The sequence below is a fragment of the Vibrio sp. KUL80 genome (genome assembly GCF_059725495.1).
This window is the reverse complement of record NZ_AP045841.1, coordinates 1,711,649-1,734,482: the sequence shown is the minus strand read 5'-3', so window position 1 is coordinate 1,734,482 and position 22,834 is coordinate 1,711,649. Positions and strand designations below refer to the sequence as shown.

Annotated in this window: 22 protein-coding genes and 1 pseudogene; 13 read left to right on the top strand and 10 right to left on the bottom strand. The window is 45.2% G+C overall.

Going from position 1 to position 22,834, the window contains the following annotated elements:
• Positions 1–5: 5 nt before the first annotated feature.
• From AC6I8U_RS08035 to AC6I8U_RS08015, 5 genes are all read right to left on the bottom strand, one after another.
• Positions 6–224 (bottom strand): twin-arginine translocation signal domain-containing protein, encoded by a 219-nt coding sequence (locus AC6I8U_RS08035; protein WP_042472969.1) that lies wholly within the window; start codon positions 222–224, stop codon positions 6–8.
• 56 nt (positions 225–280) lie between these two features.
• Positions 281–904 carry a TorD/DmsD family molecular chaperone gene (locus AC6I8U_RS08030; protein WP_498018274.1) on the bottom strand — a complete coding sequence of 208 codons (624 nt, stop codon included), beginning with the start codon at positions 902–904 and terminating at the stop codon, positions 281–283.
• Positions 905–916: 12 nt separating this feature from the next.
• A complete protein-coding gene (locus AC6I8U_RS08025) occupies positions 917–2,578 on the bottom strand; it encodes a 4Fe-4S dicluster domain-containing protein (RefSeq protein WP_498018273.1) in 1,662 nt (553 codons plus the stop codon).
• Positions 2,579–2,832: 254 nt separating this feature from the next.
• Entirely contained in the window at positions 2,833–3,363 is a 531-nt protein-coding gene (locus tag AC6I8U_RS08020) for a DUF3306 domain-containing protein (RefSeq protein ID WP_498018272.1), read from the bottom strand.
• Positions 3,353–3,844: a DUF3305 domain-containing protein gene (locus AC6I8U_RS08015; protein WP_042472966.1), complete on the bottom strand. Its 492-nt coding sequence runs from the start codon at positions 3,842–3,844 to the stop codon at positions 3,353–3,355. The genes AC6I8U_RS08020 and AC6I8U_RS08015 overlap by 11 nt, the downstream gene beginning before the upstream one ends.
• A gap of 134 nt (positions 3,845–3,978) precedes the next feature.
• Here AC6I8U_RS08015 and AC6I8U_RS08010 point away from each other — a divergent pair, with 134 nt between their 5' ends.
• From AC6I8U_RS08010 to AC6I8U_RS08000, 3 genes are all read left to right on the top strand, one after another.
• Positions 3,979–4,803, top strand: a complete 825-nt coding sequence (locus tag AC6I8U_RS08010) for a formate dehydrogenase accessory sulfurtransferase FdhD (protein ID WP_112480080.1) — start codon at positions 3,979–3,981, stop codon at positions 4,801–4,803.
• Between the two features lie 158 nt (positions 4,804–4,961).
• Positions 4,962–5,318 carry an acyl-CoA synthetase gene (locus AC6I8U_RS08005; RefSeq protein WP_498018271.1) on the top strand — a complete coding sequence of 119 codons (357 nt, stop codon included), beginning with the start codon at positions 4,962–4,964 and terminating at the stop codon, positions 5,316–5,318.
• 8 nt (positions 5,319–5,326) lie between these two features.
• Positions 5,327–5,674 (top strand): GlpM family protein, encoded by a 348-nt coding sequence (locus AC6I8U_RS08000; RefSeq protein WP_498018270.1) that lies wholly within the window; start codon positions 5,327–5,329, stop codon positions 5,672–5,674.
• Between the two features lie 173 nt (positions 5,675–5,847).
• Here AC6I8U_RS08000 and AC6I8U_RS07995 read toward each other — a convergent pair whose 3' ends face one another.
• Positions 5,848–7,440 (bottom strand): ABC-F family ATPase, encoded by a 1,593-nt coding sequence (locus tag AC6I8U_RS07995; RefSeq protein ID WP_042472957.1) that lies wholly within the window; start codon positions 7,438–7,440, stop codon positions 5,848–5,850.
• 254 nt (positions 7,441–7,694) lie between these two features.
• On the opposite strand from AC6I8U_RS07995, the gene AC6I8U_RS07990 reads away from it, so the two are divergent.
• Positions 7,695–10,037, top strand: coding sequence for an ATP-binding protein (locus AC6I8U_RS07990; protein WP_498018269.1), 2,343 nt, complete (start codon positions 7,695–7,697; stop codon positions 10,035–10,037).
• A gap of 9 nt (positions 10,038–10,046) precedes the next feature.
• Positions 10,047–10,925 (top strand): mechanosensitive ion channel family protein, encoded by an 879-nt coding sequence (locus AC6I8U_RS07985; RefSeq protein WP_252014499.1) that lies wholly within the window; start codon positions 10,047–10,049, stop codon positions 10,923–10,925.
• 20 nt (positions 10,926–10,945) lie between these two features.
• On the opposite strand, the gene AC6I8U_RS07980 is transcribed toward AC6I8U_RS07985, so the two are convergent.
• A complete protein-coding gene (locus AC6I8U_RS07980) occupies positions 10,946–11,392 on the bottom strand; it encodes a YHS domain-containing (seleno)protein (RefSeq protein ID WP_128648496.1) in 447 nt (148 codons plus the stop codon).
• Between the two features lie 458 nt (positions 11,393–11,850).
• Here AC6I8U_RS07980 and AC6I8U_RS07975 point away from each other — a divergent pair, with 458 nt between their 5' ends.
• Positions 11,851–12,207, top strand: coding sequence for a thiamine-phosphate diphosphorylase (locus AC6I8U_RS07975; protein WP_498018268.1), 357 nt, complete (start codon positions 11,851–11,853; stop codon positions 12,205–12,207).
• 27 nt (positions 12,208–12,234) lie between these two features.
• Here AC6I8U_RS07975 and AC6I8U_RS07970 read toward each other — a convergent pair whose 3' ends face one another.
• The 3 genes from AC6I8U_RS07970 to AC6I8U_RS07960 all read right to left on the bottom strand — a co-directional run bounded on the left by AC6I8U_RS07970 (position 12,235) and on the right by AC6I8U_RS07960 (position 16,064).
• Positions 12,235–12,462: a DUF1059 domain-containing protein gene (locus tag AC6I8U_RS07970; protein WP_498018267.1), complete on the bottom strand. Its 228-nt coding sequence runs from the start codon at positions 12,460–12,462 to the stop codon at positions 12,235–12,237.
• A gap of 127 nt (positions 12,463–12,589) precedes the next feature.
• Positions 12,590–14,617: a sensor histidine kinase gene (locus AC6I8U_RS07965; protein ID WP_498018266.1), complete on the bottom strand. Its 2,028-nt coding sequence runs from the start codon at positions 14,615–14,617 to the stop codon at positions 12,590–12,592.
• Positions 14,610–16,064, bottom strand: a complete 1,455-nt coding sequence (locus AC6I8U_RS07960) for a sigma-54-dependent transcriptional regulator (RefSeq protein WP_498018265.1) — start codon at positions 16,062–16,064, stop codon at positions 14,610–14,612. Before AC6I8U_RS07960 ends, AC6I8U_RS07965 begins: the two co-directional genes overlap by 8 nt.
• A 239-nt stretch (positions 16,065–16,303) precedes the next feature.
• Between AC6I8U_RS07960 and AC6I8U_RS07955 the strand changes: the two genes are divergently transcribed.
• From AC6I8U_RS07955 to AC6I8U_RS07925, 7 genes and pseudogenes are all read left to right on the top strand, one after another.
• Positions 16,304–17,131, top strand: a complete 828-nt coding sequence (locus tag AC6I8U_RS07955) for an ABC transporter substrate-binding protein (RefSeq protein ID WP_234495992.1) — start codon at positions 16,304–16,306, stop codon at positions 17,129–17,131.
• Positions 17,131–17,830, top strand: a pseudogene (locus tag AC6I8U_RS07950) (ABC transporter permease). The gene AC6I8U_RS07955 and the pseudogene AC6I8U_RS07950 overlap by 1 nt, the downstream one beginning before the upstream one ends.
• 65 nt (positions 17,831–17,895) lie before the next feature.
• Positions 17,896–18,618 (top strand): energy-coupling factor ABC transporter ATP-binding protein, encoded by a 723-nt coding sequence (locus tag AC6I8U_RS07945; RefSeq protein ID WP_498018264.1) that lies wholly within the window; start codon positions 17,896–17,898, stop codon positions 18,616–18,618.
• Positions 18,596–19,189, top strand: a complete 594-nt coding sequence (mobA, locus tag AC6I8U_RS07940) for a molybdenum cofactor guanylyltransferase MobA (protein ID WP_498018263.1) — start codon at positions 18,596–18,598, stop codon at positions 19,187–19,189. Before AC6I8U_RS07945 ends, mobA begins: the two co-directional genes overlap by 23 nt.
• An 11-nt stretch (positions 19,190–19,200) precedes the next feature.
• Positions 19,201–20,979 carry a bifunctional molybdopterin-guanine dinucleotide biosynthesis adaptor protein MobB/molybdopterin molybdotransferase MoeA gene (locus AC6I8U_RS07935; RefSeq protein ID WP_498018262.1) on the top strand — a complete coding sequence of 593 codons (1,779 nt, stop codon included), beginning with the start codon at positions 19,201–19,203 and terminating at the stop codon, positions 20,977–20,979.
• Positions 20,980–21,019: 40 nt separating this feature from the next.
• Positions 21,020–21,286, top strand: a complete 267-nt coding sequence (locus tag AC6I8U_RS07930; protein WP_042501483.1) for a DUF2960 domain-containing protein — start codon at positions 21,020–21,022, stop codon at positions 21,284–21,286.
• A gap of 127 nt (positions 21,287–21,413) precedes the next feature.
• Positions 21,414–22,739 carry an IS4 family transposase gene (locus AC6I8U_RS07925; protein WP_498016658.1) on the top strand — a complete coding sequence of 442 codons (1,326 nt, stop codon included), beginning with the start codon at positions 21,414–21,416 and terminating at the stop codon, positions 22,737–22,739.
• Positions 22,740–22,834: the final 95 nt, after the last annotated feature.

The following is a 22,834-nucleotide window of genomic DNA, read 5'->3' as shown; positions in this document are numbered from 1 at the left end:
TGCTCCTAGAGTGTGTCGTAATAGTCTTTAACATGCTGGGTTTCGCGATAACCTGTTTTCTTCTCGTCATCGGGTTTCACATCAACTAACTCGGTGTTAGTAGCAGCATGCGCGGTACCTGAAATAACCGCTCCGGCAACAGCTGCGGTGGTCAAGCCCTTTAGTAGGTTTCGACGATTCTCGTTAAATTCACTTTTATCGTCACGTTTGGTTTGTTTACTCATAGTTTGCTCCCTGAGTGGATACCTATCCTTTTGGTGGCATCTCTAGTTAGCTGACATTACTTAGTGGTTATGTTTTTTACGTCTATTTTCATTTTCGTCTGCGTAGAGCCTGGGTTTTGCGCATAGCTCACCTGCTCCACATCGAAAAATGCTTGCATTAGTGCCGCGACAGAAGGATAAAACTGCGCACTTGGTGCGGTTTCAATCTGACGACACAAATCTGAGTACCAAGGAGAGAGGTGTTGATTAAAGAAAGCTTTCGCTTCGCTCTCCTTTTGCTGATCTATTAAGTGCGCGAGAACTTCACACACTGCGGAAATATGATCTTCAGGTTCTTTCACTGACTCTTCGCGCTCTAGACCCAAGTGGCCTAGGTCATGTCGAAGTGCAGCAAGCGGTTTATCCATCAGTGATCCTGTCAAGTGCCAAGATGCAAACGGAATCACTTCCCCTTTGCCAATACCTATAAACAAATCTTGGTACTCGTCTTCCAGAGCGCTGACCTCAGCAACGTTTGCAGCTGCAGCAAGACCCTGCCACGCACTTGTCATTTGATTAATGCCGGACTCGATTTCGAGAGAAGATAGAAAATCGAGGAGCTCTCGTTCAGGGGCTCCACGGCACAGAGTCGAAATAAGCAGGTAGATGTCACTTCGTAGTTCGTTGTTCTCGTTTTCCATTGACATACGTTCCTAATACTTGAGTTGCTGTTCTGGGTTTTCTGCCATGTTTTCAAACATATCGACGACACGGCAGTCTTCACACATCGCGATACGACGCAGTGCCGCTTCGTTGTCAAAATGAGAGTGACCGCGTAACTTATCTTGCAGCATAGTGATCATAGATTGGGGTGCGAAAGGCTTGCCACAGCTTAGACACTCCGCAGCTTTCTCTTCATGAAGCGCAATAACTTGAGTTCGAGATTCTTTGTCCCAGTTGATTTGTTGAGTGAGAGACAGTGCAGATTCGGGGCACGCTTTTTCACACATGCCACATTGCACACAGTCTTGCTCAACAAAATCTAGCGCGGGTCTGTCACCTTTGTTATAAAGCGCTTTTGTTGGACACACCGCAACACAACCCATGCACAATGTGCATTTGTCAGTATCACAAGTAACTGTGCCGTATGGCGCCGTCGTTGGTAGTGGCTGGATTGTGTCAGTGACACCCTGCTTGGCAGACAGCACGTCTAATGAATGGAAAAGGCGCTCACGCTTGCTTCCCTCTACGTCGCCAATACGAAGTTCAAGGTCTTTTTCAACTAACGTTGGTAAGCCTTCGCGAAGCGACTCTAGGTACAAAATATCTATCATTTCACGAGCTAGACCGAGATTCTCTAAAAGCTGCTGTGCCATACCGACTTCACTATTAAGAACCGTTTGGATGGTCTCAGGCATATGACGGCTGGCAGCAAACAAAACTTGAGTTGCGCCGTTGACTAAGGCTGCGAACCAAGTATCGATACCCACTGAAGGAAGCTCTTCAACCACGACAGGAATGACGTTTTCTGGGAGAGCATTAAGTGCCATGGCGTTATAACTCTCGTGACGCGAGCTACAGATCAAAATGATGGCATTTTCGCCACCTTGTTGATGATAATTCGCAAGCGTACGCTCAATAAACTTTTGCGTTTCTTGTGGTGTCGGCAATGCATAGTGAATTGCCTCTGTCGGACAAGCGGTCGCACAAGTGCCCACACCCTGACAAAGGTATGGATTTATCTCGATTTTGTGTCCGATTTTGTCATTGCCTTGGCTACTCAGTGCACCTGCAGGACATGCATCCACACAGCGCTCGCACCCTTTAACACCGCGCGAACTGTGAGCACACATATCGTTGTCTAGACGAAAGAATTTAGGTTTATCAAAGGTGCCCATTAAGCCGGGTATTTCTTCTAGTGCATCGGCAAGCGTAGGATAGCCACGACCAACAGGATAATAACCAGGGACGGGTACTTCCTCAGACATACAACCATTAAGAGAATGGTCGAGAACAATATCGAAACAGTCCCTACCCACTGAGACTTCAGCTAGATTGCTGTGAGTATTCTTATTATTGATATGGACACTGAAGGTCCCCAAGAAACCAGTGATTTCAATACTATCAGCGTAATAAAGGTTGTCATGCTCAGAAGGTTCACCATCGGTGGACAGCAAAGTAACGGAATGCATGCTTGTCAATTGCTCGGCTGTACTGGTGATAATCGCGGTAGGGCCGACTATTAGGGTGTCGCCATGACTTTCGTAGCTTACAGTTGGCGGTATTAAGTTGGATAACTCAACGGTATTTTCAAACGCGTATGAGCGTGCACGTCCATTTTGAGATGTCGCTTGTTGTAATAGTTGTTTTATCATCGCCTATTTCCAGTGTTGGAGTCTTCACGCTCCGTTTTTGGTTTCGTTTGAACCATTTACACACGTTTTGCAATAATTGTTCCAACTATAAATACTGGAAAAAAAGTTTAACTATTAGATAGTTATCACAAATTACCCTCAGTTATATGGGGCTATTTGTCTCGTGAGACATTTTGTCTCACTCGCTGAGAAAAGAACTTGGGACAAAATGTACCTACTTTCTATGTGGTAAATTTTGTCCCTATATCAATCTATTACGATAATTTTGAGTCAGACTCTTCATCGCCACTTAGCGTTTCATTTCTTTCTATTTGCTCCTCTTCAACCTCAGTTTCAACTGGATTCGAGGTTGCTAGAGCCGAATCGTCAGAGCCCTCGGATTCTTCAAGATGTTCTTCAACGTCTTTAACCCAACCTCTGAGTGTTTCCGCTACCTCTGTAGCAAGTGGCTTGACGGCTGAGTAGTCGTGGTCGTAATCATTTAGACCATCGACAACATTAAACTCTGGTTGCATAAAAAGCTTTCGTAGTGCTGCTTTTTTTACCGCCTTATCGACTTCTGTATTTGCAAGCAGCTGAGATATAGAAAGTTCTTCACCCTCAACCTCTGGTTCTGATTCAGAAGCCGTGTCCTCTTGCTCACCTTCTAGTTCAGCAACGCTTTCGTCGAGAGAGTGCTCTTCTTCCTGCACTTTCTCTAGCGAAGCACTTTCCTGCTCCGTTTTGTCTAGGGATCGCTCCTCTAATTTTCGCTGTGACCAGCGAGATAAAAAATTATTTGCCACTCGATCGTCCCGCCCCTTTACGTTTCTTACGCCTTACTTCAAGAAGTTCACCATGTCGACCTATAAAAGCCTCCATCCATGCTTGAATAGGTAGCGGAATAGGCTTTGAGAGCACGAGGTAATCTCCATCCATAAAAGAACCAGCAACAGCCTGTGACGCTGTCACCATTATTGGTTTTAAGCTGAGCTCGTCGTGGTTATCTAACACGACGAACAGCATAGGGTTTTGCGAACTTAGGTTGAATCTATAGTCGGTACGTTCATCTCTATAAAGCTCTAAGATGGCATGGGGTTTGCTCTGATCAGTCACTTCTAATTCAAAGCCTTCAAGCTCGCGTTGAGTGCTCGTCCAGCGCCCTACCTGCTTGTCAACGATAGATAAGTCGATTTGAATTGGCCATTGATGTTCGTTTTTCTCAACTTGGAGGACATCAAAATTAGAAGTTTGAGTAGGAATGGATTCAGGAGTTTCTGACTGCATTTCATATCCCTAAATTAGCGTAAGTTATTTGCGTGCCAAAACTTTATTGGTAATAATCGTTTAAGCATTAGTGAAAACTAAGCAATTATCAAGCCAATAGCCCAGTGCTACTGCCCGACCAAAAGGATATACGCGTGGTTAAACCCAACATTATTAGAACAAGCGAAAATCCCCTTCAAACTATCGAAGTTGACGTCTATGACGAGTACGGTGAAAAACTAACTAAACAAATTGCTTGCGAGCGACCTTTAACGGTGATGCTCAACTGGAAAGAAATCGTTACTCTGATGACATTAGGCTCCAGACCCGACTCTTTAGTCTTGGGCTATCTAAAAAACCAAGGGTTTCTCTCAGACCCTGCTGCCATCGAGTCACTAATTATCGATTGGGAGACCCATTCTGCTGCGGTTATCACTAAAGAAAACACGGATTTCCTAGAAGAAGCTTTAAAAAAGAAAACCGTCACATCTGGCTGTGGCCAAGGCACCATGTATGGCAATGTGATGAAGCAGTTAGAAGGCTATCAGGTCCCACAAACGCCACTTAAACAATCTCAGATTTATGCAACACTCGAGGCATTAACTCACTATAACGATACCTACAAAAAAGCCGGTGCAGTCCATGGTTGTGCTATCTGTAAAGGCGATGAGGTATTATCGTTCGTGGAAGATGTCGGTCGCCACAATGCGGTCGACACGCTCGCAGGTGAAATGTGGATCAACGAGGAAACAGGTGACGACAAGATCTTCTACACCACCGGACGATTAACATCAGAAATGGTTATCAAAGTTGCCCAAATGGGTATCCCAGTACTTTTATCACGCTCTGGGGTGACTCAAATGGGCTTAGACTTAGCGAAACAGTTTGGTATCACTACAATTGCGCGAGCTAAGGGACTTCGTTTCCAAGTGTTTACTGGCGGGGAGAAAGTCGACTTCGATGTCAAAGGTAACAGCTAGCCTTTGCCACCTCTGAATGAGTTCTTAAGCCTCTCTATTAATGGGAGGCTTTTTTCATTGTTTTTTCACCAAGTAAGAACTCATTGTTATTGATTGCTCGTGTCACTCTGTATTACCAACTACTCTCTCGGTTATTACTTAACCACTGCAGAGTCAGCATGAATCTTATCGTTAATGTGCACAAAGGCGTTCGGAAACTCGGGTTTAAATGGGCAACACGTCAAGCCTGGAAATGTGGAATGAAAGCAAACCTTGTTACACGTATTGTTGGGGTCGCCAAAGGTCAGATTGTTTGCGTAATAGAAGGTGTCCGAGCTGAGCTTTCGACTGAGATCAACAATCCTTATCATGATGACGAAAAACAAGGTCGTTATGTGTTTGTCGGTGGTGAGATGTGGGAACCCAACAACCTTTTAGCCCCTGCGTTTCCGAGTTTTATGTTTATGCATGTTCGCAATCTGGGTAGCAAACATAAATACATGACAGACGACGAACTGCTGTTCAACTTGGCGTAGCGGTTGAGATGGTCACTCTTTTTCTAAAGTGTTTGATTGGCGCAGCAGCCGTTATGTTGATTGCGATTCTATCCAAGAGTAAGGACTTTTTTATCGCCGGTCTTGTTCCACTGTTCCCGAGCTTTGCGCTGATTGCACACTATATTGTGGCAACCGAACGAAACATGGAGGCGCTTCGCATGACCGCACTGTTTGGACTGTACTCGTTAATGCCTTACGCCGCTTATCTGATTGCTGTTTATTATTTTAGTTATCATTTGTCTGTAATGGGTACACTACTGTCGGCAGTGTTGGTGTGGGTGATGTTTGCGTATTTGTTGTTGATGGTTTGGGTACGGAATGTGGTTGTGGTTTAATTCTAAAGATCAAGAGCTTACCCCCTCTAGCTCCCCCAGCTGCGCGCCCCGTTATAAATGGGGAGAACTGCAGGCTAGCTCCTAACGTCGCATCGCCCACTTTTGAACACTAGTTTTCTCTCACATACAAAAAAGCCCCGCTTACGCGAGGCTTCATTCAGGTATCTAACCGATTATCCATCAATCCCTTTCGATCTCAAGAACTCAGCGTATGTACCACGGAAGTCATTAATCTTACCGTCTTTGATCTCTAGAATTCGAGTCGCAAGAGAATCTACGAACACGCGGTCATGAGATACGAAGAACAATGTACCTTTGTACTGTTCTAGCGCACTGTTCAATGACTCGATAGATTCCATGTCCATGTGGTTCGTCGGTTCGTCCATCAATAGCATGTTTGGTTTGTGCATCATAATCTTACCTAGCAGCATACGACCTTGCTCACCACCAGACAGGACTTTTACTGACTTCTTAATGTCGTCCTGACCAAATAGCATGCGACCTAGGAAGCTACGGATAACTTGCTCGTCATCACCTTCTTGGCGCCATTGACCCATCCAGTCCATAAGATTCATGTCTTCTTCGAAGTCATGAGCATGGTCCTGTGCATAGTAGCCAATGTTACTATTTTCAGACCACTTGTATTCACCAGTACGAGGCTCTAGAACGCCCGCTAGCGTGTTAAGCAGTGTTGTTTTACCCACACCGTTTTCACCGATGATTGCAACACGCTCACCGACTTCGAAAATTGCGTTAAAGCCTGAGAACAAATCATCTTCGAAACCTTGGCTTAGGTTTTCTACGTTAAGCGCGTTACGGAAGAGTTCTTTTTCTTGGTCAAAACGGATAAATGGGTTTTGACGGCTTGAAGGCTTCACTTCTTCTAGCTGAATCTTATCAATTTGCTTAGCACGAGATGTTGCTTGCTTCGCTTTAGATGCGTTTGCAGAGAATCGCGCTACGAAGGTGTTTAGCTCAGCAATTTGAGCTTTCTTCTTCGCGTTGTCTGCTAGTAGACGTTCGCGTGCCTGAGTTGCCGCAACCATGTACTCATCATAGTTACCAGGGAATAAACGAAGCTCACCGTAATCTAAGTCAGCCATGTGGGTACACACTGAGTTTAGGAAGTGACGGTCGTGCGAGATAATAATCATGGTGCAGTTACGCTGGTTCAACGTTTCTTCTAGCCAACGAATGGTGTCCATGTCCAAGTTGTTGGTTGGTTCGTCGAGTAGCATGATGTGCGGGTCAGCGAAAAGAACCTGCGCCAACAGCACACGCAGCTTCCAACCTGGAGCGACTTCGCTCATCAAGCCAAAGTGCTGCTCTTCTGGGATACCTACCGCTAGCAGTAGTTCACCTGCTTTCGCTTCCGCCATGTAACCATCAAGTTCTGCGAACTGAACTTCAAGATCCGCTACTTTCATGCCATCTTCTTCACTCATTTCTGGCAGTGAGTAGATACGGTCACGCTCTTGCTTGATAGCCCATAGCTCTTTGTGGCCCATGATAACAGTGTCTACTACCGTAAACTCTTCATAAGCGAACTGGTCCTGGTTCAGTTTTGCAACGCGCTCGTTCGGATCGTAAGAAACGTTACCGCTCGTAGGTTCTAACTCACCGCTCAAAATCTTCATGAATGTCGATTTACCACAGCCGTTTGCGCCAATAAGGCCATAACGGTTGCCTTCGCCAAACTTAATAGAGATGTTTTCAAACAGTGGTTTAGCACCAAACTGTTGAGTGATATTTGCGGTCGATAGCACGAGCGTTACCTTTGTGAATTAACAAAACTGCGCAACCCTACAGTCTCTTGGTCTGAGATGCAAGCAAGAACCACTTTCCCACTAAAATTCTTACTACCAAAACTCTGCTTTCTTGCCGTTCACGTCCTTGTCGCTAATTTCTAAAGCAAGCTCACTTGAGCTTTTTTCGCTTCATCCCAGCAGATGTCTAAGAGTGCAACTACACTAAATAAGAAATCAAATAGACTCAACCAGTTACGGACAGTATGACAACAATGATTAAACACACTTTCTGGTTAGTGGTGGTAACTCTCATTCTTAGTTTCCCGGCATCCGCTCGTTGGGACTATCAGGATGACAACCTGCCAACTCCATCTGAAGATGCGCTATCTCTAGAGTCAGAGATTAGTCGACTTCCATCCAAACTGTTTATGACACCGTCGGATTCTAACAAAGTACGTCGTTTGCTCGCTTATACCTTGGATCAGCAAGACCGTGAAATTATTGCCTTTAACGAAGCGTTGGCGGTCTATCGTGATGAGGCAGATGAAGAACATTGGTTTGATGTTCAAACTCAGTACCTGACCTTGAATAGTCTAAGCCATAGTAAACAGAGACTGTTGGAGCTTGCATCTGATAAAACCTTCGAGCAATTGACCGGATTTGGCCCCGACGGCGTTACCCAATTTAAGCAAGAATTCGAAATAACACGGCTTAACGCTGAATACTTTGTGTTCTTCCAGCTAAGAAGCTTAAAAACCTTAATCAAGGAGATCTTTATCTCTCCTGTTCCCGTTATCTGGGTTGGTGTTCAAGTCTTCTTTATCTACTCAATTCTAATGTGGTGGTTAGCGAACGAGAAACGACTGTTTGAACAGTTCAAAGCGCACGTCGCCGCTGCAATGACGAAACCACCTATTTGGGTTCGATTAATTTGGTATATAGGTCGCGCGAGCAAGGCGATTGCGTGGTTGGTTGCAATTACCGTCTCCTTACGGGTGTTAAGCAGCATTGACGCCCTTTCTCAGCTCTATTACATCGAGCTCTTTACGTGGTGGATACTGGGTGGTTCGATTGCCATCTCTTTCATCCTCGAGTTCGTCCAGCGTAACAGTTTAGCGACCAACAAAACGGTAGCAGCCCTAAGACTCTCTACGGTGCGTCGTTACGTCTGGAGTTTTATTGTTGTTGGGTTAGTGCTGCAAATCGCCTCTCAAACCCTAGGAAAAGGCACCATTTACTACTGGATAACCACCTTATTCTCCCTTTGGTTTGCGCTCATTACGCTCAGCATGATTATTATGTGGAAAAAGGTGGTGTTTGAATCGCTCGATAAGATCTCAGACAAGCCTATGCTCATCCATTGGGCTTCGACCAAAAAAGATGTGTTTATTGTTGGTCTTATCGCGACTGCGATCGCAACAATGTGGATCGCGTTCCATCATCTTAAGAATCGCCTTATTGGGCTTCTATCCCATTACACCTTCTTTAATCAGGCCCTAACTTACTTGTTTAAGATTGAGGTTGCTAAACAAACTGGTAGTAATGCCGATGACAACCTCGTGAGAGTAAAAGGCGATTCCACGTTTGATTATGTTCAGCCAGGTGATGATTCAAGCCCATTGATTTCATACGCAAAAGATGAAATGCAGCAGCTTTCAAAATATCTTCTTACCAACAGCCCCGCAATTTGCGTCGTCACTGGTGAGCGTGGTGTTGGTGCGACGAGGTTGCTCACGCAAATACTTCACAAAGCGAAAAACGCTGAGCCTATTTATATAAACTGCCCAATTGCGGGATATCAAGAACTCCTTGTTCACCTCGCTGTCAGCTTAAGCCTTGAGGAAGAAACAAGTGAGGTCAAAATTCTTAACCATCTCAGAAAAAGTGACACCCACTATTTAATTGCCATCGATAACTGTCAGAGGTTGGTGAAACCTAAAGTAGGCGGACTGAATGACCTTATTCGCTTTACCAACCTATTGCGCCGATCGAAACAAAGCCATCGTGCGGTATTCTCTATCGAAAAAGCCAGTTGGCGCTTTGTAGACAGAGCGCGAGGAGAACGTCTGCTATTTGATTGGGTCGCATTTCTCCCTAGATGGAGTGAAGAGCAAATTGCTGGGCTGCTGGATAGCAGAATTAATCAGGATGAAAACTACATCGTCAGCTTTGAAGGACTCACCGTACCTAAGCAGTGGGATAATGACAGTGAATCGGAAGAAGACCGTGCCAAGCAAGGCTTTTATCGAATCCTTTGGCACTATTCAGATGGTAACCCAACGGTTGCGCTGCGATTCTTTCGTTTCTCTCTCAAGCGTAACAAAGAGACAGACAATGTCGTTGTAAGGTTGTTTCATGCGCCAGAGTCTGAAGAGCTAGACAAGATGCCTAAACCCATGCTCGCCATACTTCGTTCCATCGTTCAGCTTGAGTCAGCCTCTCCAGAGGATGTGTCTGATTGCACTCAGTTGACCATCTCCGAAGTGATCGGCACGCTAAGGTACTTCCAAAGTCGTGGCTACATTGATTGGAACGAGGATAAAGCTCGTATTTCGGACCACTGGTTTAGACACATCACCAACGTTCTAGATCGCCAACATTTACTCGTTAAGTAAGGAGCCGAAATGACAAAGTTTTTCGCTTTCACTCTGCTTTTGTTGTTCCCTCTCTGTTCATTGGCGAGCGAGGAGATTGCAAACGTCGATAGCATCACTCAGTTTGCAACACTGATTCGTTGGTCCGGTGTGCTACTCAGTATATTTATCATTATGGGTACTTGGCTGCTCATAAAATTTATGAACTCGATGGTCGAGAGTATTGGCGGTCAGTTTGTTCAGTATCGAATGCTGCTTCAAAAGCTTCAGTCATTCTTGCAGTTCTTCATCTATATGACGGCTGGTATCGTGGTATTCATGCTCAGCTTTCGAATCAACGACCATATTCTCGCTTTAATTGGCGGTACTCTCGCCGTCTCTGTCGGTTTCGCGATGAAGGATCTCGCTGCTTCGTTTATCGCTGGCCTTACCGTCATGATCGATAGGCCGTTTCAGGTGGGTGACCGAGTCACGTTTGAAGGTAACTATGGTGACATACTGACCATAGGTTTACGCTCAGTTCGTATGCGCACCCTAAACGATGACATTATCACCATTCCTAATAATAAGTTTCTAAACGAGGTAACGGTTAGTGGTAACTATGGGGCACTCGATATGCAGGTTGTCATCCCTTTCTATGTAGGAATGAACGAAGATATTGTTTTAGCTCGTAATCTTATACAAGAAGCAGCGTCATCGAGCCGCTATATTCACCTACCGAAACCCGTTACCGTTTTGGTTAAGCAAACCATCACCGATAACTACTTGGCGATTCAGTTAACGTGTAAGGCATATGTGGTGGACACCGCTTATGAAAAACTGTTTGAGACTGACATTACCCTTCGTGTTATGAGTGAGTTCAAGAAACATGGTATTAATCCACCGCAAATCGCTGTGCACTCAAGTTAAGAGTAATGTCTTTGTCGTAATCAGTTATTTAATAGTTGCGGCCAGTTTTTGTCGGCGCTTGCTATGTTGCCGGGAATGTCTTGCTGCCATGTACTTTGAACAGAACGACTATAATTAAGGTACAGTTTGTCGTTATGTATGTACCATGCATTGGGATCGATTTTCGCGGTATAGCCTTTGCTCACGGCCCATGCACAGTATCCTCCATACTGAGGAGCGTACTTTTCTGGGTTTGCGGTAAACAAAGAGAGATTTTCTTGCGATGAAAAGTACCACTCAGCGTCGTTCCAGCTGTAGGTATAGTCGCTATCGCCTTTTACTGGTTTTCCCTCTGTAAAATAAGCGACGGGATCGTAGCCTCGAATCGCCTTTCCAAAGAAATCACTGTAGACAGGCTCTACTGCATGTGCAGTTGCCGTCAATGCGAGCCATAAAAATACTGGTAGCGCTAATCTAAATAGTTTCATGGTCTCTCCTTGTTTTGGATACGTAACAGCAATAGTAGACAGGACATCTAAGTAGAATCTTTCAGTCCTTTTAAATACATAGTCTATTTTTGGAGGTTCCTATGAAATTGTTATGTATTTTAGCGCTTGGCGTAAGTAGCGTCGCTTTTGCCGGAGGAAATACGGGGGGAACACCCACCGTTCCTTGTTGGGTGGATGGCAATTACGAGGGCAACATGCTGATTACCAAATGCACTCAATTAGGCGGCTACCCTAGCCTAGAAAGATCGCAACAGTAATCCACGGCACACTATTATTGGTTTTACTAACCAAAAAAATTTGTCGTTCAAACAAAAACATCAAGTTGAAGGGCGTTCGAGCCCTACCTACTATCTTCGGCACATAACGCCGCTCTCATTCCCCTGAGGCGGCGTAACTATGAAAACTCTGGAGTAGTACACTTGAATAAGTTCTCTGATATGAATTCCAATAAATTGGGCAAAGAACGTTTGAAACGTGAGCATGATTTACTAATGCTCAACCGCGTAACTGACCGTGAATTTGAATCAAGAATGGCAATCTGGGATGCGATATCTCTCGCAAGCGCGCCACTAGGAGAAGCTAAACAGTTTGTAGAAGCGACCTTCAATAAACTGCAAAAAGACATCTCTGCAGCAAGTAAAGAATGTACACTAAGTTTTGCCGATTTTGAGGTGATGGCTAACGAGGAGATGAACTACATCCGCGTGAATGTCGCTGATACTCGCTCCCAAAAGATTTGGTACGGTCTTATTTCTGTCATGGTACTAGGTACTATCTACATCTGCATGGCGTGATGCCTGTCGGTGATGAGTAGCGCGAGTTTAACTCTCGTCAAATTCGCGCTTTTTATTGTTGTACCAAACCTGCATTGCAGCAGGATCTTTCATCAACTCTTGCATCTTCGCCATAGCATCGAGATGAGCAGGCTCTTGCTGTTGGTACATCTCCATACCGTGTTGTTTACTGAGCTCAGCAATCTCTTCAAACGTATCTCCATGAAACTCACGGTCACAAGCCCCTCCGAGCTGTTTACATGTCATTGTTTTCATCTTGCTTCCTTCATTTAATGACCAAATTAATCTAACTTAATCTTAGTCAACACGAAGTGTTTGTTATGTGAAATGACAGTCTTACTTCATCAGAGGTAAGTTTGGGACAAACTCTTTCTTCACGTTTTTATGCACTTACGAGTAAATGATGATCAGCTTTATTAGGAAGATACAACGTAAATTGGCTCCCTTTACCTACCGTAGATTGCACCTTAATCTCACCACCAGTTTGGCTGAGAATGCTCTGTGAGACTGATAGACCGAGTCCGGTTCCATCACGCTTTGTCGTAAAAAACGGGTCAAAGATACGTTTCAGATTGAGTTCAGAGATTCCACACCCTTCATCGATAACATGCACCAGAGCACCAACGCTCTCTTTACCCACAATCCAATCTTCGGTCAGTACGGTTAACCTGCCCTTACCGCTCATTGCATGGATGGCATTCATTTGCAGGTTCACGAGGATCTGTAATAGCTGATGACGATTAACCTCGACCGGTGTTTTAGCATGTAAGTCGACGATAAATTCAATATCACGTTTCTTAGAACCTGTTCTAACTAAGGTGACGCTCTCGTCCACAATCGGATTAACATGCTGCCACGTTATCTCATCTTGTACTCCACCCTGGCGACTGTATTGAAGTAGGCTTCGTGTGATGTTTCGAATACGATCGATTTGAGCAAGTATGGTATCGACCTCTTCCTCTACACGCGTCATATCTGAGCCGAGCTCAAATTTGATCAGTTCGACGTTTCCGAGTATTACCGCTGTTGGGTTGTTAATCTCATGAGCAATACCGGCCGTTAACTCACCGAGAGCGGCGAGCTTTTCATTGGTGACGAGTTTATCGCGAGTTTGGTTTAAGAGCTGAATATGTAGCTCAAGCTGCTCGGTTTTTTCTTTTAAGCTTGCCGTTCGGGAATGAACCTTTGCTTCTAGCTCATGCGCCGCCTCTTGAATTTGCTCGTTGCGGTATTGAAGTTGGTTTAGCATGTTATCGAACTGAGTGGCCAGCTGACTTAGTTCATGATTGGCATTCAGCCCAAGTCCACCTATGCGCTCTTCGTCTTTACCCAGTTGCACCATTTTTACGACACGGTGAATCTGCTCAACTGGGCGAAACAGATCTCGAGCACCACGGTAAACGATTAGCCCGGAGATAAGTAGCAGTGTCAGTATGATAGCTGTTACTTCACCGAGGTTAGTGATATAGGTTTTGATAAGTGGCCAAATTAAGTAACCGGTATAAGTAATACCCACCGTCTTGCCATGAAGGTCGACGATGGGATTGTAGCCAGCGATATACCAGGAATCATAGACAAAAGCCTTGTCTATCCAGCTTTCTCCCCTAACGAGAACCGCCTGCTTCACTTCGTCTGAAACTACCGTTCCGATAGCACGTCGACCTTCGTAGGAGTCATCCATAGGTACATTAGTGGCAATACGTAAATCATCCAAAAACAGAGTGACGGTTCCCGACACTGTACGTTGGTGGGTGCCGCTAGGATAAATCGTGCTTTTGATTTCATCGACGAGTTGAAGGTTATTGTTCATCAATACACCACCGTCGAGATAACCAAGTAGATTACTTTCACGATCGAAAACCGGGATGACTGAACGGCTGACTAATGAGCGAGTCTCTACAATTTGTCTGTCTTGATGCCATACTTCTGAGTGATCAGTAAGCGTAGGTTCGATGTCGGTCGCTTCTGAACTGGTTAACACGTCAAAAAAGCTTCGAGCGCCCGCCATTTCTTGATAACGACTCATATCCGCTATTTGAGATTTTGGGTTCCAACGTAGAAAGTCTAAGCCGTATCTCGCTCTCTGTGAGCTTATCCAAGTGTCAAACTCGTCATGGGTCTGAAGATGATCAAGGCGTGTTCGGAACTCATATGAAGACGAGAATGCTTCCAAATGATCATACTGTCGATCTTGAAGGCGATGGATCTTATCTTCGACGATATTTAGGCGTTCAGACACATCTACCAGCGCGCTCTGCCACGTGTAGTGTATTGACCAATAAGCCGTAATGCCAAACAGGGCGATTAACGTAAGTACAATTGGTGCGGAAGTGAGAAACAGCAGGCGATAGCGAACCATCGATGACATTCGATACCGCCATTTGCTAATAAAACGATTTTCCTTATTCATCAGAACTGTTCTCGTCCCACTCTTTGTACTTGCGTTCTAGGGTTTTACGAGCGACACCAAGGTCTCGTGATGCAGCAGACTTGTTACCTGAGTGATAGTCAACCACCTGTTGAATATGAGACTTTTCTACATCTTTTAACGACCAGGAATTTGGATAGCCAAACTCTGCTTCAATCGGCGTTGTGGTACTTGGCATGATAGTAAGATCATTGACCGACATAGTTATCGCTGTATTGACTGCACCACCTTTCATCTCAACGAAATGGTGTGCTGGTGGTTTATTGAGCAAGATACAGCGCTCCAGCATGTTCTTAAGCTCACGAACGTTGCCTGGCCAGTCATAGTCTTGCATCATGTGCATATCTTCGTGCGCCCATTTAGGCTCTGGAACACCGAGCTCTTTAGCAAGATAACGCGTGAAAAACGGGACTAGGTCAGAAAGATCCGCCAATCGCTCTCGTAGTGCGGGCACATCAATTTTTAGTACGTTCAGCCGATAGAACAAATCCTCTCGAAACTCTCCTTTGTTTACTTGGTCTCGTAAATTTCGATTCGTGGCGGCAACGACTCTTACATCGATACTGATCTCTTTTTCAGTACCTACGGGACGAACTGTACGTTGCTCAAGAACGCGAAGTAGTGACGCTTGCATCGCCAGTGGCATTTCGCCTATCTCATCTAAAAACAGCGTTCCGCCGCTCGCCACTCTGAATAGGCCTTCTCGGTTTTTCTTAGCTCCAGTAAAAGCGCCTGCGGAATGGCCAAACAACTCACTCTCTAACAGTTCGGGAGCTAGTGCTCCGCAGTTCACTGCGACAAAAGGTCCCTGCCTTTTGCTCGCCGCATGAATACCTCTAGCCACCAGCTCTTTACCTGTCCCTGACTCGCCTTCGATAAGAACAGACGCTCGTGACGGTGCGAACTGAGCAATGAGTTGTTTTAACTGCTTTGTTTTTTCAGAGTTGCCGATGAGATCTTTACTTACCCTGCGGCTGATATCGTGACTTAGCGCGAGATTCATTCGTTCAGCGAGGCGTTTATCCATACAGCGCTTAACGGCTTGTAGCATTTGCTCAAGGTTAAATGGCTTAAGGATAAAGTCTGATGCTCCCAGTTTTAACGCACTGATTGCGACTTCTAGGTCTGCGTAGCCAGTCATGAAGATAATGTCGGCTTTTCGCTCTTGATCATTAAACGCTTCCTCCCATTCGATACCTGAGCGACCAGGAAGGTTGATATCGAGAATAATCAGATCGTAATGGTTAGCTAGACGCATCTCTTCCGCCTGCTCGACACTGCTTGCGGTTTCAACATGACCGAAGCCTTTGCTAAGCGCTTTTTTCAGGACGGTTTGCATACCGACTTCGTCATCGACGACAAGCACAGAAAACGCAAGATAGGGAGAAGACTGTTGATTTGGGATATCAGATGTTTGGAAGAAAGTCATAGATAATTGTTATTGTTCCTATTTGAGACAGAGTGTACCAATCTGTGGAGAAACATCATGGTTAATATTGCGACATTTTGTCCCAGCTCAAATTAATTGTAGTTTACTCTCTGAAATTTTTAGCAAAATGTCGCACTTTGCCTCTTTTTTTCTAAGGAAATTATGGCATTGTCTTTGCTTAAGGATAGAGCTCGCAATGAGCACATGGTTTTACGATAAAAACAAAAATGGAAAACACTATGACATTCCCTCGATTAATGGTTACGGCGGTATCCCTAGCTACGCTATCTGTTTCGGCTTATGCAGACAGCACGGAGCAACCGCGCGTCAGACTTGCAACGACTACTAGCACTTACCATTCAGGCTTACTCGATTACCTTCTCCCAGAATTTACCCAAGAAACTGGTTATCAAGTTGATATCATCGCAGCAGGTACTGGTAAATCGCTAAAAATGGGTGAAAATGGCGATGTGGACGTAGTAATGACGCACGCGCCTAAAGCCGAAGCTAGCTTCGTTGAAGCAGGCTACGGCATCGAACCACGCAGTGTGATGTACAACGATTTTGTGATTGTTGGCCCAGACAAAGATCCTGCTCACATCCACGATCAAAAAAGCATCGAACAAGTTTTTGATCACATTGCAAAGACAAACGCTATCTTCATTTCGCGCGGAGATGACTCGGGAACACACAAGAAAGAGCTGCAGATTTGGAAGCAAACCAAGATTGAGCCCGATTTCGGTGGCTACCGCTCAGTAGGTCAAGGTATGGGGCCGACACTGAATATGGCATCAGAGATGCAAGGTTACACGATGACTGACCGTGGTACTTGGCTCGCTTACCAAGCGAAGCTTGACCTAAAAGTGTTATTTGAGGGTGACAAGCAGCTGTTCAACCCATACCAAGTTATCGTGGTGAATCCACAGCGTTACCCTACTCTTAATACTAAAGGCGCCCGTGCCCTGAGTGACTGGCTTGTATCGGAGAAAGGTCAATCGATGATTAACAGTTACCGTAAAATGGGTGAGCAGTTGTTTGTTGCGGATGCAGAGAAAAACAACAGTTAATGAGTATCACCGAAACGACAATGGAGGCCTTAGGCCTCCTATTTAGCTTAGACAAAGATCTGTGGCGCATTGTGGCGGTTTCCTTCAGCGTTTCGATATCTGCTGTCTCACTGGTTGTGCTACCCGCAATCATCGTCTCATATCTTCTCGCCTACACGAACTTTCCCGGAAAGTGGTTTTTGCTGTCGTTGGTTAACACGATGCAAGCGATTCCGACGGTCGTCATTGGTTTGTTGCTTTACATGCTGCTTTCTCGCTCGGGACCACTTGGTAATTGGGAGATGCTATTCACGCAACGCGCAATGATTGTAGGTCAAATACTGATCTGCTTTCCTGTACTCGTTTCAATGATGCATGGCGCACTTCAAAGCACCGATAGACGCGCACTTGAAACGTCCGTCACCCTCGGCGTATCACGCTTTCGAACTCTAATGACGTTGATTTGGGAGTCTCGCTTCCCTCTTATGGCCGCTGTCGTTGCTGGGTTCTCGAGGATCGTGACAGAGGTGGGCTGTTCAATGATGGTCGGCGGTAACATTATGGGGGTTAACTCGAAATATCCCAACCGCTATCGCAATGGAGAGCCATAAAGGCGCATTCGCTCAAGGTGTCGCCCTTGGAATTGTTCTACTTGTGTTAGCACTCGTGCTCAACTTCCTTCTTTCATCAATGCGCGGTAAGGGTGTGCTGAGAACCTGATATAGCTCCACTGTTTTTGATACTAACCACTATAATTAACCCAAGACTCTGCTTAAGGGACAACAATGACAATACAGCTACAAGCAAAGCAGGTTTCAATGCGATTTAAAGATCGCGTCCTTTTTCATATCTCCAGCCTCACAATTGGTCCAAATGAAGCCGTTTATCTGAAGGGAGACAATGGCGTTGGTAAGACAACATTACTGAAAATACTTGCCGGACTGCTCAAGCCGACATCAGGTGATGTGCTGCCTCGCCATCAATCGCTGTTTACTGGCTTGTTTCGCGGGCCAGGACGAAAAGACGTTATTTATTTGCACCAATCGCCTTATCTGTTCGATGGTTCAGTATTTCAGAATGTTGTGTACGGTATCAAACACAAGAATTTAGATCTTCATGACAAACGTGCTGAGGTGATCTCAGCCTTACGCCTTGTCGGGCTTGAAACGCTCGCTGACGAGCACGTCTCTGTACTGTCTGGTGGTGAAAAGCAGCGCGTTGCGATGGCGCGAGCATGGGTGCTAAAACCTTCGATTTTACTAATGGACGAACCAAGCGCCTCTCTCGACCAAGAGTCTATCGAACGTCTTGTCTTTATGGCTCAAGATTTACTAGAGCATGGCTCAAGTATCGTCATTACAAGCCACCAAACCAACGCGTTAACTCGGTTGTGTCGAAAACAATGGTGGATTAAAGACTGCACCTTGATAGAATCACCATTGCTACAAATCATCGATAAAAAACATAAAGATAAAGAGAATAACTATGTTGCATCCAACTCAGACTAGTTGGGTCATTCTTGCTGGAGGACAAGCCTCTCGTATGGGTGGCAATGATAAAGGTCTTATCGAGTTTAATGGTAAGCCACTCATTGAACATGTGTTAGAGCGATTGGCTACACAAACTCAATCCATCACCATCAATGCTAACCGCAATCAAGATAAATATGGGCACTATGCCCCTGTCATCAGCGATACTTACCCGGATTTTCCGGGTCCACTTGGTGGTATCCATGCTGGTCTCGCCTCAGCAAAAACAGACTGGGTCGGATTTGTCCCTTGCGATAGTCCTTTCGTAGACCAGTCTGTGGTTGAAAAATTCTGCCAAGCGGTCAAACAAGACAGTGACATACTGGTCGCTCACGATGGAGACTTCCATCAACCAGTATTTACTATGTTCCATAAGCGGGTGTTGCCAAAGCTGGAAGCCTTTCTCGAGCGAGGAGATCGTAAGATCATTCTACTCTATAAAGAATGTCATACAGAGTACGTCGATTTCTCTGATAATCCAGAATGCTTTGTAAACCTGAATACGCCAGAAGAACTCGCTAAATTAGCGATTGCCAACGATCAACAGTAAAGAGCCTATTTATGACTATCAAGTCCATCAAAAACGTCCCCCTACTCGGCTTTGCTGCATACAGTGGTACCGGAAAAACGACCTTACTCGAAGCGTTGCTGCCCATGTTAACTGAGACAGGATTACGTATTGGCGTACTAAAACATGCTCATCACAACTTTGACGTGGATAAACCCGGTAAAGACAGTTACCGCCTTCGCAAAGCGGGCGCGAGCCAAATGTTGATCTCTTCACGCTATCGCCACGCGCTTATGACGGAAACACCAGATTCCGAAGCTGGCTTCGAATACTTATTATCTCGATTTGACCATAAGGCACTCGATTTGATCCTAGTGGAAGGATGCAAAAACATCGCGTTTCCAAAGATTGAATTAAACCGACAAGAAGTGGGTAAACCTTGGCTTCACCCTAGTGACGACAACATTATTGCTATTGCATCAGACAGTGAACTCGATGTTGAACTTCCAACCATGAGTATCAATGATCTCAATGCGATTAAGACCTTCATTCTGGGTTATGTGCAAAAGCAAGAAACACCAAAAGCAAATGCTGCCGAATGCTGCGATACTTTATCTCCAGCGTTTCTTTCTGTTGTACAAGGGCAAGAGAAAATCCTAAATGCAGTCGAAGCGATTAGTGCGTCAGAAACAGTGACAATCACAGAGGCATACGGACGAGTCTTGCTCGATGACATTAGTTCACCAATCAATGTACCGGCTTATACCAACTCGGCGATGGATGGCTATGCGATTATTGGCGCTGACAACCATCGTACCCAGTTCGAGGTTGTAGCAAGTGTGATGGCAGGACACGGATATGACAAAGCGTTAGAGCCAGGTCAAGCAGTGCAGATCATGACCGGGGCTCCTATGCCAGTTGGCGCTGACACGGTCGTGATGAGAGAACAAGCACTGGTAGATGGTAATTCAGTTGGCTTTGGCGATGCAGCGATCAAAACAGGTCAGAACGTGAGACAAGCTGGTGAAGACTTAGCCGTTGGACAAGCTGTGTTTACTTCCGGAACCTTACTTCAAGCGCCTGAATTAGGCATGATAGCCTCTTTGGGTATGGATTCGGTGACGGTTAAACGAGCGCTTCGTGTCGCTGTTTTTTCTACTGGAGATGAAGTTCAAGCTCCAGGTACACCGTTACAGGCAAACTCTATCTACGACTCGAACCGATTCACCATCATGGCTATGCTTAAAAAGCTAGGCTGCGATATCGTTGATCTCGGCATTTTAGAGGATGACGAGAGTGTGATGGAGCATGCTATTGTCGAAGCCAGTGAGAGCGCTGATTTAGTGATTACTTCTGGTGGCGTGTCGGTTGGTGACGCGGACTTTATTAAGAACGTATTAGAGAAGCGCGGCAGCGTAGATTTTTGGCGAATCAATATGCGCCCAGGTCGTCCTCTTGCGTTTGGCGATATTAATGGGGTTCCGTTCTTTGGACTTCCAGGTAATCCTGTTGCGGTAATGGTTTCATTTATTAACTTTGTTGAGCCTGCAATTAAGAAGATGCAAGGTGTACATAACTTCGCTCCACTTAAAGTTCAAGCCATTGCGACAGAATCGTTGCGTTCTCGCCAGGGGCGAACTGAGTTCAGTCGTGGCGTGTACGAAGTGGACCAAGAGAGCGGGCAACTTTCGGTTAAAACGACAGGCAAGCAAGGCTCAGGCATCTTGCGTTCGATGAGCGAAGCAAACTGTCTGATAGAGATAGCTCCACACATCGATACAGTAAAACCCGGTGAAAGCGTGACAATCATCCCGCTTCAAGGCAGAATCTAGCGCTTAGATTTGTCAGGCATCAAATACAATAGGTAACACCATGGCGCGTACCATCATCTACGAATACAAAAACGAAGAGAAAACACTAACGTTTTCTTATCAACAGCACCGTAATATCCATGAGGCGGTAGCAGAAGCAGAAGGTATCGACCTGACAGAGTTCCTTAAAATGGAACAGCAAATCGAAGCCATTTCTGACACCAAGGCGGTTCGCAACTATCGCGACAATCACTTCAAAAAGCTTGGTTTTGGTAAGATCACGCTTAAACCAAAAGAGAATTTTGGTGTTGGTAAAAAGCCAATGTAAAAACATCAATAAAAAAACACCGAGCATGAAGCTCTAATGCCGATCAGTTAAACATTAATCGGCAGATCAATTGAATGATCCCTCCAGTGTGTAAAAATCCGATAGACCCTGTTTATCGGATTTTTTTATGCACGTTTCTCAAGCCCTCGATATCATAAATAACTACAAACCGAATCAAGTCGAAACTCTCGCAGACCTCCTACCGATTGAGCTAATCAAAGATGCCTATGAGCTGACAGACACAGTCACTCTTAGAAAGCGAAAACTGACTTTGGAATCGATGGCATGGCTTTTGGTCGGAATGGCTATTTATAACCACAAATCTATGGCTGATATCGCCAATATGCTTGATATTGTCGACCGTTCAGGTAAACCGTTTGTTGCCCCGAGTGCATTGACACAGCGTAGAAAAAATCTCGGTGAATCCGCGGCTAAAGCCCTATTTAAGTGTACGCAAAGGCATTGGTTTGAGCATGCAAGACTACCCAACTGGAACGGACTCACACTGCTTGGTGTTGATGGGGTTTTGTGGCGAACAGAAGATACTAATGATAACGCCGAGGCTTTTGCAAAGCCTACCAATCGTGATGGTAAAGAAACACAGTACCCTCAGCTACGTATGGTGTGCCAGATGGAACTAAGCAGTCATCTAATAACAGGCAGCGCTTTCGGCTGTTATACCGTGAATGAAATGACGCTGGCCGAGCAACTAATAGAAACGACTCCCGATAACAGTCTAACCCTTTTCGATAAAGGCTTTTACTCTCTTGGGTTACTTCAAGAGTGGAGCGCTAAAGGTGTAAATCGACATTGGCTCATCCCAATGAAAAAGGGATTAAATTACGAAGTCGTTCAGTCCCTTGGTCGACAAGATAAACTCATTAAACTGAAGAGTAATCCGCAAGCTCGCAAGAAATGGCCAACGCTAGAACGAGAAGTTGTTGTCCGTCTAATCACGAAGGTCAAGAATGGCAAGTCATATGATGTTCTTACCTCAATGACCGACCCGATGCTTTACCCAAAGTCAGACATAGTTGGTCTTTATGGATACCGCTGGGAAATTGAGCTCGGATACAGAGAACAAAAACAATATATGCTTGGCAACCGACTTACACTAAGAAGTCGACTTCCAGAATTAGTGAAGCAGGAGCTATGGGGGATCTTGCTAACGTATAACTTGGTCAGGTATCAAATGGTTCAAATGTGTCACACGTTGAATGGAGATTACCTGCCATACCAACTAAGCTTCAACGGTGCATTAGCCCATATTATGCGCTTACTAGTAGGCCTTCCATATTCGTCACCAGGAGCAATACCTAGGCAACTCCAGAACTTTTACTCAATAAGCGAGAGTTTAATATTAGAGCCAAGACGGGAAAGATCCTTCCCTAGAGTAGTGAAGAAAAAACCATGCCGATACCCTAGAAAAAACAATGCCGCTCACCTTAAGTGAACGGCATTAGAGCATGAAGCTCGGTGTTTTTTTATTGGATGATTACGACGACGCGCGATTGACATGAATTGTTCACATTAGTAGCAACAAAACTC

What these genes read in the sequence shown, in the direction of transcription:
- AC6I8U_RS08015 (WP_042472966.1), bottom strand. Translation starts at nt 3,844, where the DNA reads ATGCAGTCAGAAACTCCTGAATCCATTCCTACTCAAACTTCTAATTTT.
- AC6I8U_RS07935 (WP_498018262.1), top strand. Translation starts at nt 19,201, where the DNA reads ATGACTATCAAGTCCATCAAAAACGTCCCCCTACTCGGCTTTGCTGCA.
- AC6I8U_RS07960 (WP_498018265.1), bottom strand. Translation starts at nt 16,064, where the DNA reads ATGACTTTCTTCCAAACATCTGATATCCCAAATCAACAGTCTTCTCCC.
- AC6I8U_RS08030 (WP_498018274.1), bottom strand. Translation starts at nt 904, where the DNA reads ATGGAAAACGAGAACAACGAACTACGAAGTGACATCTACCTGCTTATT.
- AC6I8U_RS07970 (WP_498018267.1), bottom strand. Translation starts at nt 12,462, where the DNA reads ATGAAAACAATGACATGTAAACAGCTCGGAGGGGCTTGTGACCGTGAG.
- AC6I8U_RS07980 (WP_128648496.1), bottom strand. Translation starts at nt 11,392, where the DNA reads ATGAAACTATTTAGATTAGCGCTACCAGTATTTTTATGGCTCGCATTG.
- AC6I8U_RS07975 (WP_498018268.1), top strand. Translation starts at nt 11,851, where the DNA reads ATGAATTCCAATAAATTGGGCAAAGAACGTTTGAAACGTGAGCATGAT.
- AC6I8U_RS07945 (WP_498018264.1), top strand. Translation starts at nt 17,896, where the DNA reads ATGACAATACAGCTACAAGCAAAGCAGGTTTCAATGCGATTTAAAGAT.
- AC6I8U_RS08025 (WP_498018273.1), bottom strand. Translation starts at nt 2,578, where the DNA reads ATGATAAAACAACTATTACAACAAGCGACATCTCAAAATGGACGTGCA.
- mobA (WP_498018263.1), top strand. Translation starts at nt 18,596, where the DNA reads ATGTTGCATCCAACTCAGACTAGTTGGGTCATTCTTGCTGGAGGACAA.
- AC6I8U_RS07965 (WP_498018266.1), bottom strand. Translation starts at nt 14,617, where the DNA reads ATGAATAAGGAAAATCGTTTTATTAGCAAATGGCGGTATCGAATGTCA.
- AC6I8U_RS07955 (WP_234495992.1), top strand. Translation starts at nt 16,304, where the DNA reads ATGACATTCCCTCGATTAATGGTTACGGCGGTATCCCTAGCTACGCTA.
- AC6I8U_RS07930 (WP_042501483.1), top strand. Translation starts at nt 21,020, where the DNA reads ATGGCGCGTACCATCATCTACGAATACAAAAACGAAGAGAAAACACTA.
- AC6I8U_RS08000 (WP_498018270.1), top strand. Translation starts at nt 5,327, where the DNA reads ATGGTCACTCTTTTTCTAAAGTGTTTGATTGGCGCAGCAGCCGTTATG.
- AC6I8U_RS07990 (WP_498018269.1), top strand. Translation starts at nt 7,695, where the DNA reads ATGATTAAACACACTTTCTGGTTAGTGGTGGTAACTCTCATTCTTAGT.
- AC6I8U_RS07985 (WP_252014499.1), top strand. Translation starts at nt 10,047, where the DNA reads ATGACAAAGTTTTTCGCTTTCACTCTGCTTTTGTTGTTCCCTCTCTGT.
- AC6I8U_RS08005 (WP_498018271.1), top strand. Translation starts at nt 4,962, where the DNA reads ATGAATCTTATCGTTAATGTGCACAAAGGCGTTCGGAAACTCGGGTTT.
- AC6I8U_RS07925 (WP_498016658.1), top strand. Translation starts at nt 21,414, where the DNA reads ATGCACGTTTCTCAAGCCCTCGATATCATAAATAACTACAAACCGAAT.
- AC6I8U_RS08035 (WP_042472969.1), bottom strand. Translation starts at nt 224, where the DNA reads ATGAGTAAACAAACCAAACGTGACGATAAAAGTGAATTTAACGAGAAT.